We start from the raw sequence: 13,674 nt of genomic DNA on the forward strand, positions 1-13,674 counted from the left end.
AGCGCGGATGAGCAGGGATCGCTGGGCGCCTCGGCCGGTGCGGGACATTCCCGATGGCACCGTGCTGTATGACGGCGTCTGCGTGATCTGCTCCGCCGCCTTCCGCTTCGTCGCGGCGCGTGATCCGGCGGCCCGCTTCCGCTTCACCGCGGTGCAGGACCCGCTGGGCGGGCGGCTGGCGGCGCAGCTCGGCATCCATCCCGAGAACCCGGAGAGCAATGCGGCGGTGCTGGATGGCGTCGCCCATATGAAGTCGGACGCCGCCCTTCAGGTGCTGTCGCGCCTGCCGCGCTGGGGCTGGGTGCGACATCTGCGGCATGTGCCGAAAAGCTGGCGCGACTGGGTCTACGACCGCATTGCCCAAAACCGCTACCGGCTGTTCGGGCGGACCGAGACCTGCATGGTCCCTGGGCCGGAGCTGCGTCGGCATGTCGCGCGGGAGCCGTGACGGCGCTTCGGGTGCTGGTCGTCGGCGGCACCGGCACTTTCGGCACCAGGCTGGTGCATGGCCTGGCGGAGACCACCACGCTCGGCATTGTCGTCGCCGGCCGTGATCTCGGCCGGGCCGAGGCGCTGGCCGGCGCCTTGCGGGCCAGGCATCCCGGGCGCGACATCTCCGCCTTGGCCCTCAATGCGGCGCAGATGACGGCGGAAGCCCTGCGTGCCACCGGCGCCTTCGCCCTGGTGGATGCCGCGGGCCCCTGGCAGGGCGCCGGCTATCACCTGCCCCGCGCGGCCCTTGCGGCCGGGATGCATGCCATCGACCTGTCCGACGCGCGCGAACATGTGGCAGGCTTCGCGGCCGCGCTGGATGAGGAAGCGCGCGGTGCCGGCCGCCTGGCGCTGACCGGCGCCAGTTCCACGCCCGCGCTGTCCAATGCCGTGCTGGACCATTTGCTGCGCGGCTGGCGGCAGGTGGATACGGTGGAGGTCGCGATCTCCCCCGGCAACCGGGCACCGCGTGGGCACAGCGTGGTACGGGCCATCCTGTCCTATGCCGGGCGCCCCGTCCGGGTTTTTGGCGACGGGCATTGGCGCGTTCAACCAGGCTGGGGAATGCTGCACCGCCGGCCGCTGCCCGGGCTTGGCCGGCGATGGCTGTCGCTCTGCGACACGCCGGACCTCGACCTCATCCCGGCCCGCTTCGCGCCCCGCCGCGCGGCGATCTTCCGGGCGGGGCTGGAACTGGCGCCGCTGCATTTCGGCCTGTGGCTCGCCAGCCTTGCGGGGCGTGCCGGGCTGAATCTGGCGCGCTTCAGCGGCGCCTTCCGCTGGCTGGCCGCTGCCTTCGACCGCTTCGGCACCGATCGCGGCGGCATGCTGGTGGAAGCGCGCGGCCGGGATGCCGAGGGCCTGCCCACCCTGGCACGCTGGATGCTTCTGGCCGAGGCGGGGGATGGGCCGATGGTCCCGACCTTGCCGGCGCTCGCGGTGCTGCGCGCCTTGGCGGAGGGAAGGTTGGAAGGCCGCGCCGGCGCCTCCGCCTGCGTCGGCGTGGTAGACTTGGCTGCCATCGAGGCGGAGTTCACGCCCTATCGCATCCGCTGCACGTCGGAGGTCAGTCGACCGCTGCCGCTCTTTGCCCTGACCCTTGGCGCGGAGACCTTCGCGCGGCTGCCGGAGCCCCTGCGCGCGTTGCACCGCCCAGGCTGGTGGCAGGCCGCGTCCGGCATGGCGGAGGTGGACGGGCCTTCCAGCCGGTTGGCGGCCCTGGTCGCACGCCTCGTCGGGTTCCCTTCGCCGGGCCGCATGCCGGTGCGGGTTGAGATCGAGGCGACGGACGAGGGTGAGCGCTGGACCCGCCATTTCGGCCCGCGCCGCTTCACCAGCCGGCTCTCCGCCAGCCGCTCCGGACATCTGACGGAGCGCTTCGGCCCCTTCGCCTTCGATCTCGCCTTGCCCTGCGACGCCAAGGGGATGCGGCTGGAGCTTCAGGGCTGGCGCTGCCTCGGCATTCCCCTGCCCCGCCGCCTCGCGCCGCTGAGCGACGCGAAGGAGGAAGTGGACGCCGCTGGCCGCTTCACCTTCGACGTGGAAATCAGCCTGCCGCTCCGCCTCGGCCGCATCGTGCGCTACCGCGGCTGGCTGGTGCCGGAGCGCGCATGAAAAAGGGCGCCTCGCGGCGCCCTGTCCCGTAGCCCTGGAGAGGAGAAGGCCTTACGCCTCGTCCGCCTCGCTCGGCACCGTCTCCGGCCGCGGGCCGCTGTCCAAGCCCTTGGCCGCGACATCGCGCTCGATCAGCTCGATCACCGCCATGTCGGCCGCATCGCCGTAGCGGACGCCGGCCTTCAGCACGCGGGTGTATCCGCCTTCGCGGGTCTTGTAGCGATCCGCGATGGTCGAGAACAGCTTGTCGACCACCTTCGGGTCGCGGATCTGCGCATAGGCCTGGCGGCGCGCATGCAGGTCGCCGCGCTTGCCGAGCGTGATGATCCGCTCGACATAGGGGCGCAGTTCCTTTGCCTTGGGCAGGGTGGTGGAGATCTGCTCGTGCTTGAGCAGGGCGGTCGCCATGCTGCGGAGCATCGCGAGCCGGTGGCTGGTGGTAACGCCGAGCTTACGGCCGGATACGCCGTGACGCATGGTCCTGTTTCCTTAGAGAACCTGCACCCCCGCCTCGGCGGGGGCACAGTGTATATGTGCAGCGCAGTTTCACACTCATAGTCGGGGAGCGTGACTGCCCCTCCGCCTGCCCGAAGGCGCCCTCAGAAGGGCTCCTCGAGCTTCTTCGCCAGGTCCTCGATGTTCTCCGGCGGCCAGCCCGGCACGGTGATGCCGAGGCCGAGGCCCATGGAGGCGAGAACTTCCTTGATCTCGTTCAGCGACTTGCGGCCGAAGTTCGGCGTGCGGAGCATTTCCTGCTCGGTCTTCTGAACCAGGTCGCCGATATAGACGATGTTGTCGTTCTTCAGGCAGTTCGCCGAGCGGACCGAGAGCTCCAGCTCGTCGACCTTGCGCAGCAGGTTGCGGTTGAAGGGCAGATCGTCGCGGATCTCCTCAACCACACGCTGGCGCGGCTCCTCGAAGTTGATGAAGAGCTGAAGCTGCTCCTGCAGGATGCGCGCGGCGATGCCGACCGCATCCTCCGGCGTCACCGTGCCGTCGGTCTCGACGGTCAGGACCAGCTTGTCGTAGTCGGTCTTCTGGCCGACGCGGGTCGGCTGTACCTGATAGGCCACGCGGCGCACCGGGGAGTAGATGGCATCGATCGGGATCAGGCCGATCGGCGCATCCTCGGGACGGTTCTCGCTGGCCGGAACGTAGCCCTTGCCGGTATCGACCGTCAGCTCCATGGACAGCTTGGCGCCGTCATCGAGCGAGCAGATCACCAGGTCGGGGTTCGAGATCTCGATATCGCCCGAGGTCTGGATCTGGCCGGCGGTCACTTCGCCCGGGCCGGTCGCGGTGAGCTGGAGGCGCTTCGGCCCATCGCCCTGCATGCGAACAGCAAGCTGCTTCACGTTCAGGACGATGTCCGTCACGTCTTCGCGCACACCCTGAAGGCTGCTGAATTCATGCAGCGCGCCGTCGATACGCACAGCCGTCACCGCCGCGCCCTGCAGCGAGGACAGCAGGATGCGGCGCAGCGCATTGCCCAGCGTCATGCCGAAGCCGCGCTCCAGCGGCTCCGCGATCAGCGTCGCGAGCCGCGTCGGGTCGGCGCCGAGCTCGACGTCCTTCTTGGTCTCGATCAGCGAACGCCAGTTCTTCTCGATCACGGTCTATTCCCCTGCCTGCACCGATGCGCCAGCCACGTCCGATCAGACGCGGCGGCGCTTCCGGGGGCGGCAGCCATTGTGCGGGATGGGCGTCACGTCGCGGATCGCGGTGACGTAAAAGCCGACAGCCTGCAAAGCGCGCAGCGCCGACTCACGGCCCGAACCCGGCCCGGAGACCTGGATTTCCAGCGTCTCCATGCCATGCTCACGGGCCTTCTTGCCGGCGTCCTCGGCGGCGACCTGGGCGGCATAGGGCGTGCTCTTGCGGCTGCCCTTGAAGCCCTGGCTGCCGGCCGACGACCAGGCGATGGCATTGCCCTGCGCGTCGGTGATCGTCACCACGGTGTTGTTGAAGGAGGCGAGGACATGCGCCACGCCGGAAGAAATATTCTTCCGTTCCTTCTTGCGGGGGCGGGAGCCGGCGCGGGGTTCGCGAGCCATCTTACTTCGTCACCTTCTTCTTGCCGGCGATCGCCACGGCCTTGCCCTTGCGGGTGCGCGCATTGGTATGCGTGCGCTGGCCACGGACCGGCAGACCCTTGCGGTGACGGAGGCCGCGATAGCAGGCCATGTCCATCAGCCGCTTCTTGTTCATCGCCTCTTCACGCCGCAGGTCGCCCTCGACGCGGTATTCCCGGTCGATCAGCTCGCGCACGCGGAGGATTTCATCGTCGGTCATCTGGTTCACGCGGCGATCCTCAGGGATGCCGAGCTGCTCGCAGATCACCTTCGCGTTCTGCGGACCGATGCCATAGATGTAGCGGAGCGAGATGAGCACCCGCTTGTTGGTTGGGATGTTCACGCCGGCGATGCGCGCCACGGTGCCTCTCTCCTCATCGGGCCTGTGGCCCGCATCAAACAGACGGGCTTGCGGCCCGCATACATAAAAACCAGGCCCGGGAGGGGCCCCGCCGGAGCGGGACAAGGCCAGCGGGACTCGCTGGAAAACCCCAATCAGGCACGCAACGGCGAAGAGCGGCCGGAGGAACCTCCGGACCGCAGGGGCCGGGTGCTACACCGACCCCCGCAGGGGAGTCAAGTCACGCGCCGGGAGGCCCGAGGATCTCGGCCAATTGCCGCGTCACCTCGTCCATCTCGGCCATCCCATCCACCTGCCGCAGCTTCCCCTGCGCCGCGTAATGCGGCAGCAGCGGCGCTGTCTGGCGGTGATAGGCCTCCAGCCGCGCCGCGACCGTCTCTGCACGGTCATCGGCACGCCTCACGAACTCCGTGCTGCCACAGGCGTCACAGACGCCCACGACAGCCGTCGGCTTGAAGCGGTCGTGGTAGCCCTCGCCGCATCTCGCACAGGTGAAGCGACCGGCGATTCGATCGACCAGCGCCGAATCATCCACCTTCAACTCAACGACCTGGTCGAGCGGCAGTCCCGTCTCGGCCAGCATCCTGTCCAGCGCCTCGGCCTGCGGCACGGTGCGCGGAAAGCCATCCAGGATGAACCCCTTCTGCACGTCCGGCGCCCGCACGCGGCCCGCCAGCATGCCGATTAGGATGCTGTCCGGCACCAACTCGCCCCGCTCCATGATCGCCTTGGCCTCCAGGCCGATGGCGGAGCCGGACTTCACCTCTGCGCGGAGCATGTCGCCCGTGGCAACCTGGACAACGCCGTAGCGCTCCTCCAGCCGCTTCGCCTGCGTGCCTTTGCCGGCGCCCGGAGGACCCAGCAGGATCAACCTCATCGACCACGTCCCCCCGGCTGCGTGCCACGACCACCCAGCCGCGCCTTCTTGATGAGCCCTTCATACTGATGGGCAAACAAATGTGACTGCACCTGGGCCACCGTGTCCATGGTGACGGAGACGATGATGAGCAATGAGGTGCCGCCGAAGTAGAAGGGCACACCGTAATTGGAGATCAGCAACTCCGGCAGGATGCAGACGACGGACAGATAGATGGCGCCCACCGCAGTCAGTCGGGTCAGCACCCGGTCGAAATACTGCGCGGTCGGCAGGCCTGGCCGGATGCCCGGCACGAAGCCACCATACTTGCGCAGATTGTCCGCTGTCTCCTGCGGGTTGAAGACCACCGCCGTGTAGAAGAAGGCGAAGAAGACGATCAGCGCCAGGTACAGCGCCATGTACAGCGGCTGCCCATGGGCCAGCAGATTGGCGGCGTCGGTGATCCAGGACGCCTCGGTCTGATCCGACCGGAAGGCCGCGAAGGTGGCCGGCAGCAGCAGCAGCGAGGAGGCGAAGATCGGCGGCATGACGCCGGCCGTGTTCAGCTTCAGCGGCAGATGCGTGTTCTCGCCGCCGAACATCCGGTTGCCCACCTGGCGCTTCGGATATTGCACCGGGATGCGCCGCTGCGCCCGCTCCACGAAGACCACCAAGGCGATAACCAGCAGCGCGATGACCAGGAAGGCCATGATGAAGAAGGTCGAGAGCGCGCCTGTCCGGCCCAGTTCCAGCGTGCTGGCCAGGGCGGAGGGCAGGTTCGCCACGATACCCGCGAAGATGATCAGGCTGATGCCGTTGCCGATGCCGCGCGCGGTGATCTGCTCGCCCAGCCACATCAGGAACATGGTGCCGCCGACCAGCGTGATGACGCAGGAGACGCGGAAGAACCAGCCCGGATCATGCACCGCCGACCCGAAGCTGCCGCGCAGGCTCTCGAGCCCCACGGCGATGCCGTAGGCCTGGAAGATCGCGATGAACAGGCACAGGTAGCGCGTGTACTGGTTGAGCTTCTTCCGCCCCGACTCGCCTTCCTTCTTCAGGGCTTCCCAGGAGGGAATGGCGGCCGTCATCAACTGAACGATGATGCTGGCGGAGATATAGGGCATGATGTTGAGCGCGAAGATCGTCATGCGCCCCAGCGAACCGCCGGTGAACATGTCGAACATGCCCAGGATGCCGCCGCCCATCTGCTGGAGCAGCTCCGCCATCACGCCGGCATCGATGCCAGGCACGGGCACGTAGGAGCCGATCCGGTAGACGATCAAAGCGCCCAGGGTGAACCACAGCCGATTCTTCAGCTCGGTGGCCTTGGCCAGCACCCCGAGGTTCAGATTGGCCGCAAGCTGTTCGGCGGCGGACGCCATATGCGATCCCTCCTCGCGAAAGCGGCGCCCCCATGCCACGCCGAAAAGGCAGGCCCGGGACGCCGCGTCGCAGCTATCCTAAAGTGCCGCCCCACACACGCTGGTGCAAGGGCGACAACAGCTCGGTCGCCTCAGGCTGCGGCCTCGGCATCTGCCGCCGGGGTCACCAGCAACGTCAGCGAGCCGCCAGCGGCCTGAATCGCGGCAGCCGCCGCGGCGGAGGCACCGGACACGGTCAGGGTGACCGCGCGGGTGATCTCGCCGGTCGCCAGCAGGCGCACGCCGACATACTTCGGCGAGCTGCGCACCACGCCTGCGGCCTGCAGCATCGCCTCGTCGATCGCGCCTTCGGCCGGCAGGCGGCCATCGGCGATCGCCTTGTCCAGCGCGCCGAGATTCAGCGGCGCGTAGTGCTTGCGGAAGATGTTCACGAAGCCACGCTTCGGCAGCCGCCGATAGATCGGGAGCTGACCGCCCTCGAACCCATTCAGCGACACGCCGGTGCGCGCCTTCTGACCCTTGACGCCGCGGCCAGAGGTCTTGCCCTTGCCGGAGCCGATGCCACGGCCGATGCGCTTGAACTTCGGCCGGGCGCCGTCGTTGTCCCGGATTTCGTTGAGCTTCATGTTATTCCCCGTCCACCTGAATCAGGTGGGCGACCTTCCGGATCATGCCGCGCACCGCCGGAGTATCCTCCAGCTCGCTGGTGCGGCGGATCTTGTTCAGGCCCAGCCCGATCAGCGTCTCGCGCTGCCCCGGCTTGCGGCCGATCGGCGACCCGGTCTGGGTCACCTTCACGGTCTTCTTGTCAGACATTGGCTGCCTCCGGCGCCGCGCCCTCGGCCACGGCATCCTTGCGCGGACCCAGCAGGTCCGAGACCTTCTTGCCGCGGCGTGCCGCAACAGCCCGCGGGCTGGTGCAACGGCCGAGCGCCGCGAAGGTCGCCTTCACCATGTTATGCGGATTCGTCGTGCCGGTGCACTTGGCGACGACGTCGCCCATGCCCAGCGTCTCGAACACCGCGCGCATCGGGCCACCGGCGATGATGCCGGTACCGGCCGGCGCGGCACGCAGGATGACGCGGCCGGCGCCGTACTCGCCGATCTGGTCATGATGCAGGGTGCGGCCCTCGCGCATCGGCACGCGGATCATCGTGCGCTTCGCACGTTCCGTCGCCTTGCGGATCGCCTCCGGCACCTCACGCGCCTTGCCGGCGCCCCAGCCGACGCGGCCCTTCTGGTCGCCAACCACGACCAGCGCGGCGAAGCTGAAGCGACGGCCGCCCTTCACCACCTTGGCCACACGGTTGATGGTGACCAGCTTGTCCTTCAGGTCGTCGCCGTCCTGGCGCTCCTGCCGGTTCTCGTTGCGGTCGCGACCGCGGCCCCGGCGACGATCGCCCTCACCGCCACCGCCGCCCTCGCCGCTCCTGGGTTCCCGTGCCATTCCCGAACTCCTCAGAAGGACAGGCCGCCCTCGCGGGCAGCCTCCGCGAGCGCCTTGATGCGGCCGTGATAGAGATACGGCCCACGATCGAACACCACCGCCGACACGCCGGCGGCCAGGGCGCGTTCCGCCACCAGCTTGCCAACGGCCGCAGCCGCATCCTTGTCGGCACCGGTCTTCAGCTCATCGCGCATCGCCTTCTCGAGCGACGAGGCCGCGGCCACCGTGCGGCCCGCCTTGTCGTCGATGACCTGCGCATAGATGTGCCGCCCCGAGCGGAAGATGGACAGCCGAACGCGGCCACCCGACTTCATCTTGAGCTGGTAGCGCAGCCGCGAACGGCGGCGCTCCGTGAGTGCGAGCTTCCTGTCGGCCATTACTTCTTCTTACCCTCCTTCCGGAGGATCACCTCGTTGTCGTACCGCACGCCCTTGCCCTTGTAGGGCTCCGGGCCGCGATACGCGCGGATCTCAGAGGCCACCTGGCCAACCTGGCGCTTGTCAGCGCCTTCCACCTTGATGGAGGTCGGCTTCTCGCAGGTGATCTTGATGCCCGCCGGGATCGGATAGCGGATATCGTGGCTGTAGCCGAGGTTGAGCACCAGCTCCTTCCCCTGCACGGCCGCACGATAACCGGTGCCAGTAATTTCCATGTTCCGGGCGAAGCCGGTGGAAACGCCCGTCACCATGCTCTGGATCAGGCTGCGCGTGGTGCCCCACATGGTGCGGGACTTGCGGTCCCCGCCACGCGGCGCCACCGCGACCTGGCCGTCGTCGATGGTGACATCGACTTCCTCGGTCAGGTCGAGCGACAGCTCGCCATTCTTGCCCTTGGCCACGATCTTGCGGCCCTGCAGCGCCACCTGGACGCCTGCCGGAACCGGGACCGGATATTTGCCGACGCGAGACATGTCTATCCTCCCGTCAGAATACGCGGCAAAGGACTTCGCCGCCAACATTGGCAGCGCGAGCCTCATTGTCGCTCATCACGCCCTTCGGCGTGGACAGGATCGAAATACCGAGGCCAGAGTAGAACTTCGGCAGCTCGGCAATCTTGGAATAGACCCGGCGGCCCGGCTTGGACACGCGCGCGATTTCCTTGATGGCGGGCTCGCCTTCAGAATACTTCAGCTCGATGCTGATGACGCTGATGCCGGGGCGGAGCTGCTCCGTGGCGAAGGCGCGGATGTAGCCTTCGCGCTTCAGCACATCGAGAACATTCTCCCGCAGCTTCGAGGCCGGCGCGACGCAACGGCTCTGCCGTGCGCGCTGCGCGTTGCGGATACGGGTGAGCATATCACCCAACGGATCGGACAGCGACATGCGCGGCCCTCCTTACCAGCTGGCCTTAACCAGCCCCGGAATCTGGCCATTATTGGCAAGATCACGAAGCTGGTTACGGCTGAGCTTGAACTTGCGGTAGTTACCGCGGGGACGACCGGTGAGCTCGCAGCGCAGGCGGACGCGGATCTTGGCACCGTTGCGCGGCAACTGTGCCAGCTTCAACGTCGCCTCGAACCGCTCTTCCACCGGCAACTCGCGATCCATCACCACCGCCTTGAGGGCGGCGCGCTTGGGCGCGTGCAGCTTGGACAGCCGTTCACGACGCTTGTTCTTCATGACAGACGAGGTCTTGGCCATACCGTCTCTAATCCTCCGGAACCTGCCTGACGCGTGTCAGGCGGTTTTCCAAATCAGTTTGCGAAAGGAAGGTCGAACGCCTTGAGGAGCGCCTTGGCTTCCTTGTCGGTCTTCGCGGTCGTCACGAACTGGATGTCCATGCCGCGCACCGTGTCGACCTTGTCGTAGTTGATCTCAGGGAACACGATCTGCTCCTTGAGGCCCATGGCGTAGTTGCCACGGCCATCGAAGCCGCGGTTGCCGGGGATACCACGAAAGTCGCGCACGCGCGGCAGGGCAATCGTCACCAACCGGTCAAGAAACTCGTACATCCGCGCCTTGCGCAGCGTGACCTTGCAGCCGATCGCCTGGCCTTCGCGGATCTTGAAGCCCGCGATGGCCTTGCGGGCCCGGGTCTTCACCGGCTTCTGGCCGGCGATCGCCATCAGGTCCGCGACGGCGGCATCGAGCTTCTTGGAATCGCCGGCGGCTTCGCCGACGCCCATGTTGATCACGATCTTCTCGAGCTTCGGCACTTCCATCGGGTTCTTGTAGCCGAACTCGTCGGACAGGCGCTTGCGCACCACCTCCTCATACAGCTTCCGAAGCCGCGTCTGCCCTTCCGGCGCCGCCTTGGCAGCACCAGCCTTGGCGACGGCCGCCGGCGAAGCCGGGGCCACGCGCTGCTCACCACCCTTGGCGGCAGGCGCGGCGTTGCTCTTCTTCGGGGGCGTCGACTTCGCCGGCGCCTTGGCGCCCTTCTTGGTCCCGCTCATCGGTCAATCACCTCGCCGGAGGGTCGGGCAACACGAACCTTGCTGCCGTCCTCGAGCACCTTGAACCCCACCCGCGTCGCCTTGCCGGACACCGGGTCGAGCAGCGCCAGGTTGGAGAGGTCGATCGGACCTTCCTTCTCGACGATACCACCCGGCTTGCCCATGCCCTGCGGCTTGGTGTGGCGCTTCACCATGTTCACGCCCTGCACGAAGGCGCGGTTTTCCTCGGGCACGACGCGAATGACATCGCCCTTCTTGCCCTTGTCGCGACCGGCGAGAACCTCGACCCGGTCGCCCTTCTTGATCTTCGCGGCCATGGCCTTACAGGACCTCCGGCGCCAGCGAGATGATCTTCATGAACTTGCGCCCACGCAGCTCACGCACGACCGGTCCGAAGATACGGGTGCCGATCGGCTCGCCTTGCTTGTTGATCAGAACCGCGGCGTTGCCGTCGAAGCGGATCGCGGTGCCGTCGATGCGCCGCACGGGATAGGCCGTGCGGACGATGACGGCGCGATGCACCTCGCCCTTCTTCACCTTGGCGCGGGGAATCGCTTCCTTGACGGAAACGACGATGATGTCACCGACGGACGCCGTGCGGCGCTTCGACCCGCCCAGCACCTTGATGCACTGGACGCGGCGCGCGCCGGAATTGTCGGCGACGTCGAGGTTGGATTCGACCTGGATCATGTCTTATCCGCCTCAGCTTGCCGAAGCGGGCGCATCGGCGGAGGGCTTCGCGGCGACGACCGGGGCATCGAAGCCCTCCGGACGCTCAACCGCATCGCCATTCCGCGCGACCACCAGCCACGACTTGTTCTTGCTGATCGGGCGGCATTCCTCGATCGACACCAGGTCGCCTTCCTTGCAGAGGTTCGCCGCGTCATGCGCTGCGTACTTCTTGGAACGACGGATGAACTTCTTGTAGAGCGGATGCATCACGCGACGCTCGACCAAGACGGTGATCGTCTTGTCGGTCTTGTCGCTGACCACCCGGCCCGTGAGGACGCGCCTCGGCATCGCCCGAACCCCTTAAGCTTGCTTCGCCGAGACGCGGACGCGCTCGGTCATGATCGTCTTCGCCCGCGCGATATCCCGGCGAACTTCCTTGATGCGACCCGTCGCCTCAAGCTGGCCGGTGGCCCGCTGGAAGCGCAGGTTGAACTGCTCCTTCCGAAGGTTCACCAGCATCTCCTGCAGCTCGTCCGGGGTCTTGGCCCGCACGTCCGCGATCTTCGTCTGCGCCATCTCAGGCCTCCGCCGTGGCGCCGAGGCGCGTCACGATCTTCGTCTTGATCGGCAGCTTCGCCGCCCCGAGCTCGAGCGCCTCGCGGGCGATCTCACCAGAGACACCGTCCAGCTCGAACATGATGCGGCCCGGCTTCACCCGTGCCACCCAGTATTCCGGCGCGCCCTTGCCGGAGCCCATGCGGACTTCGGCCGGCTTGGTCGAAACGGGCACATCCGGGAAGATCCGGATCCAAACCCGCCCCTGGCGCTTCATGGCGCGCGTGATGGCGCGCCGCGCCGCCTCGATCTGCCGCGCCGTCACCCGCTCGGGCTCCAGCGCCTTCAGACCGAAACCGCCGAAGGTCAGGGTAAAGCCGCCACGGGCGATACCCTTGATACGGCCCTTATGGGCCTTGCGAAACGTCGTGCGCTTAGGCTGCAGCATGATCAGTTACCTTCAGCGCTGCGGGGCTTGTTCCGCGGCGCGCTTGTCCTGCGCCATCGGATCATGAGCCATGACTTCGCCCTTGAAGATCCAGACCTTGACACCGCAGGTGCCATAGGTGGTCTTCGCGGTCGCGACACCGAAATCGATATCCGCGCGCAGCGTGTGCAACGGCACACGGCCTTCGCGGTACCACTCCATGCGCGCAATCTCCGCCCCGCCCAGACGGCCGGAGCAGTTGATGCGGATGCCGCCGGCGCCGAGGCGCATGGCGGACTGCACGGCGCGCTTCATCGCACGGCGGAACGCCACGCGGCGCTCCAGCTGCTGCGCGATGCTCTCGGCCACCAGCGTGCTGTCGATTTCCGGCTTGCGGATTTCAACGATGTTCAGCGAGACCTCGGCCCCGGCCATCTTCGCCAGGTCCTTGCGCAGGTTCTCGATGTCCGCGCCCTTCTTGCCGATCACGACGCCCGGACGGGCGGCATGGATCGTCACGCGGGGCTTCTTCGCCGGACGCTCGATGACCACGCGAGACACGCCGGCGCCCTTCAGGCGCTCACGCAGCGTCTTACGCAGCTTCAGGTCCTCATGCAGCATCCGCGCATAGTCGCGCTCCGCGAACCAGCGGCTGTCCCAGGTGCGGTTGATGCCGAGCCGGAGCCCGATCGGATTGACTTTGTGACCCATGTTACGCGGCCTCCTGCTGTGCCGCCGGCGCCGGAACAGTCTGCTCCGCCACAACGATCTTCAGATGGCTGAACCACTTCTCGATCTGCGAGGAGCGGCCACGGCCACGCGCATGGAAACGCTTCATCACCACGGCGCGCCCAACCTCGGCCTTGGTGACGACCAGGCGGTCGACATCCAGGCTGTGGTTGTTCTCGGCGTTGGCGATCGCGCTCTCGAGTGTCTTCTTCACCGTCTGCGCAATGCGGCGCTTGGAGAAGGTCAGCGTCGCGACGGCATCCTGTGCCGTGCGGCCGCGGATCAACCCCGCCACCAGGTTCAGCTTCCGCGGGCTGACACGAATGTTCTTCGTGATCGCCTGCGCTTCGGTTTCTTCGAGCCCGCGCTCGTGCTTCGGCTTGCTCATGTTAGCCCCGCTTCGCCTTCTTGTCGGACGAATGCCCGGTGAAGGTGCGCGTCGGCGAGAACTCGCCGAACTTGTGGCCCACCATGTTCTCGTTCACCTGCACCGGGATGAACTTCTTCCCGTTGTAGACGCCGAACACCAAACCCACGAACTGCGGCAAAATCGTGCTGCGGCGCGACCAGATCTTGATGACCTCGTTGCGACCCGAAGCGCGGGATGCCTCTGCCTTGTTGAGCAGGTAGCCGTCGACGAACGGCCCCTTCCAGACGCTGCGCGACATT

Annotated in this window: 24 protein-coding genes; 2 read left to right on the forward strand and 22 right to left on the reverse strand. The window is 67.1% G+C overall.

The window, feature by feature from the left end; all coding sequences use genetic code 11:
• Positions 1-7 precede the first annotated feature (7 nt).
• Together JJQ90_RS01905 and JJQ90_RS01910 are read left to right on the forward strand one after the other, a co-directional pair.
• On the forward strand, positions 8-448 hold the full coding sequence (locus tag JJQ90_RS01905; protein ID WP_216872772.1) for a thiol-disulfide oxidoreductase DCC family protein: 441 nt from the start codon (positions 8-10) through the stop codon (positions 446-448).
• Positions 445-2,106, forward strand: a complete 1,662-nt coding sequence (locus tag JJQ90_RS01910; RefSeq protein ID WP_216872773.1) for a DUF4166 domain-containing protein — start codon at positions 445-447, stop codon at positions 2,104-2,106. The genes JJQ90_RS01905 and JJQ90_RS01910 overlap by 4 nt, the downstream gene beginning before the upstream one ends.
• Positions 2,107-2,157: 51 nt before the next feature.
• Here JJQ90_RS01910 and rplQ read toward each other — a convergent pair whose 3' ends face one another.
• The 22 genes from rplQ to rpsS form a co-directional block, all read right to left on the reverse strand.
• Positions 2,158-2,583 carry a 50S ribosomal protein L17 gene (rplQ, locus tag JJQ90_RS01915; protein WP_216872774.1) on the reverse strand — a complete coding sequence of 142 codons (426 nt, stop codon included), beginning with the start codon at positions 2,581-2,583 and terminating at the stop codon, positions 2,158-2,160.
• 122 nt (positions 2,584-2,705) lie between these two features.
• Positions 2,706-3,719 (reverse strand): DNA-directed RNA polymerase subunit alpha, encoded by a 1,014-nt coding sequence (locus tag JJQ90_RS01920; protein ID WP_216872775.1) that lies wholly within the window; start codon positions 3,717-3,719, stop codon positions 2,706-2,708.
• 42 nt (positions 3,720-3,761) lie between these two features.
• Positions 3,762-4,160, reverse strand: coding sequence for a 30S ribosomal protein S11 (gene rpsK, locus JJQ90_RS01925; RefSeq protein WP_168050545.1), 399 nt, complete (start codon positions 4,158-4,160; stop codon positions 3,762-3,764).
• A 1-nt stretch (position 4,161) separates the two neighbouring features.
• Positions 4,162-4,539: a 30S ribosomal protein S13 gene (gene rpsM, locus JJQ90_RS01930; RefSeq protein WP_168034741.1), complete on the reverse strand. Its 378-nt coding sequence runs from the start codon at positions 4,537-4,539 to the stop codon at positions 4,162-4,164.
• Positions 4,540-4,759: 220 nt separating this feature from the next.
• Positions 4,760-5,416: an adenylate kinase gene (locus JJQ90_RS01935; RefSeq protein WP_216872776.1), complete on the reverse strand. Its 657-nt coding sequence runs from the start codon at positions 5,414-5,416 to the stop codon at positions 4,760-4,762.
• The gene (gene secY / locus JJQ90_RS01940; protein WP_216872777.1) at positions 5,413-6,780 is read right to left on the reverse strand and encodes a preprotein translocase subunit SecY; all 1,368 of its coding nucleotides are present in this window, start codon (positions 6,778-6,780) and stop codon (positions 5,413-5,415) included. The genes JJQ90_RS01935 and secY overlap by 4 nt, the downstream gene beginning before the upstream one ends.
• A gap of 131 nt (positions 6,781-6,911) precedes the next feature.
• Positions 6,912-7,406, reverse strand: a complete 495-nt coding sequence (rplO, locus tag JJQ90_RS01945; protein WP_216872778.1) for a 50S ribosomal protein L15 — start codon at positions 7,404-7,406, stop codon at positions 6,912-6,914.
• Position 7,407: 1 nt separating this feature from the next.
• Positions 7,408-7,596 carry a 50S ribosomal protein L30 gene (gene rpmD / locus JJQ90_RS01950; protein WP_216872779.1) on the reverse strand — a complete coding sequence of 63 codons (189 nt, stop codon included), beginning with the start codon at positions 7,594-7,596 and terminating at the stop codon, positions 7,408-7,410.
• On the reverse strand, positions 7,589-8,227 hold the full coding sequence (rpsE, locus tag JJQ90_RS01955) for a 30S ribosomal protein S5 (RefSeq protein WP_216872780.1): 639 nt from the start codon (positions 8,225-8,227) through the stop codon (positions 7,589-7,591). Before rpsE ends, rpmD begins: the two co-directional genes overlap by 8 nt.
• An 11-nt stretch (positions 8,228-8,238) precedes the next feature.
• Positions 8,239-8,604: a 50S ribosomal protein L18 gene (rplR, locus tag JJQ90_RS01960; protein ID WP_216872781.1), complete on the reverse strand. Its 366-nt coding sequence runs from the start codon at positions 8,602-8,604 to the stop codon at positions 8,239-8,241.
• Positions 8,604-9,137, reverse strand: coding sequence for a 50S ribosomal protein L6 (rplF, locus tag JJQ90_RS01965; protein WP_216872782.1), 534 nt, complete (start codon positions 9,135-9,137; stop codon positions 8,604-8,606). Before rplF ends, rplR begins: the two co-directional genes overlap by 1 nt.
• A gap of 13 nt (positions 9,138-9,150) precedes the next feature.
• Entirely contained in the window at positions 9,151-9,549 is a 399-nt protein-coding gene (rpsH, locus tag JJQ90_RS01970; RefSeq protein WP_216872783.1) for a 30S ribosomal protein S8, read from the reverse strand.
• Positions 9,550-9,561: 12 nt separating this feature from the next.
• Entirely contained in the window at positions 9,562-9,867 is a 306-nt protein-coding gene (gene rpsN / locus JJQ90_RS01975) for a 30S ribosomal protein S14 (protein WP_216872784.1), read from the reverse strand.
• A gap of 53 nt (positions 9,868-9,920) precedes the next feature.
• Complete coding sequence (gene rplE, locus JJQ90_RS01980; protein WP_216872785.1) at positions 9,921-10,622, reverse strand: 50S ribosomal protein L5; 702 nt, start codon at positions 10,620-10,622, stop codon at positions 9,921-9,923.
• The gene (gene rplX, locus JJQ90_RS01985) at positions 10,619-10,939 is read right to left on the reverse strand and encodes a 50S ribosomal protein L24 (RefSeq protein WP_216872786.1); all 321 of its coding nucleotides are present in this window, start codon (positions 10,937-10,939) and stop codon (positions 10,619-10,621) included. The genes rplE and rplX overlap by 4 nt, the downstream gene beginning before the upstream one ends.
• 4 nt (positions 10,940-10,943) lie before the next feature.
• On the reverse strand, positions 10,944-11,312 hold the full coding sequence (gene rplN, locus JJQ90_RS01990) for a 50S ribosomal protein L14 (protein WP_216872787.1): 369 nt from the start codon (positions 11,310-11,312) through the stop codon (positions 10,944-10,946).
• A 12-nt stretch (positions 11,313-11,324) separates the two neighbouring features.
• Positions 11,325-11,642 carry a 30S ribosomal protein S17 gene (gene rpsQ, locus JJQ90_RS01995; RefSeq protein WP_216872788.1) on the reverse strand — a complete coding sequence of 106 codons (318 nt, stop codon included), beginning with the start codon at positions 11,640-11,642 and terminating at the stop codon, positions 11,325-11,327.
• 12 nt (positions 11,643-11,654) lie between these two features.
• A complete protein-coding gene (gene rpmC, locus JJQ90_RS02000) occupies positions 11,655-11,870 on the reverse strand; it encodes a 50S ribosomal protein L29 (protein ID WP_168050557.1) in 216 nt (71 codons plus the stop codon).
• Position 11,871: 1 nt separating this feature from the next.
• Positions 11,872-12,297, reverse strand: coding sequence for a 50S ribosomal protein L16 (gene rplP, locus JJQ90_RS02005; protein WP_216837909.1), 426 nt, complete (start codon positions 12,295-12,297; stop codon positions 11,872-11,874).
• A gap of 12 nt (positions 12,298-12,309) precedes the next feature.
• Positions 12,310-12,987 (reverse strand): 30S ribosomal protein S3, encoded by a 678-nt coding sequence (gene rpsC, locus JJQ90_RS02010; RefSeq protein ID WP_216873728.1) that lies wholly within the window; start codon positions 12,985-12,987, stop codon positions 12,310-12,312.
• 1 nt (position 12,988) lies between these two features.
• The gene (rplV, locus tag JJQ90_RS02015) at positions 12,989-13,393 is read right to left on the reverse strand and encodes a 50S ribosomal protein L22 (protein ID WP_216872789.1); all 405 of its coding nucleotides are present in this window, start codon (positions 13,391-13,393) and stop codon (positions 12,989-12,991) included.
• A 1-nt stretch (position 13,394) separates the two neighbouring features.
• Positions 13,395-13,673: a 30S ribosomal protein S19 gene (rpsS, locus tag JJQ90_RS02020; protein ID WP_216872790.1), complete on the reverse strand. Its 279-nt coding sequence runs from the start codon at positions 13,671-13,673 to the stop codon at positions 13,395-13,397.
• Position 13,674: the final 1 nt, after the last annotated feature.

It is taken from the genome of Falsiroseomonas oleicola, from assembly GCF_019029495.1.
In the GTDB taxonomy this organism is placed as follows: Bacteria; Pseudomonadota; Alphaproteobacteria; order Acetobacterales; family Acetobacteraceae; genus Falsiroseomonas; species Falsiroseomonas oleicola.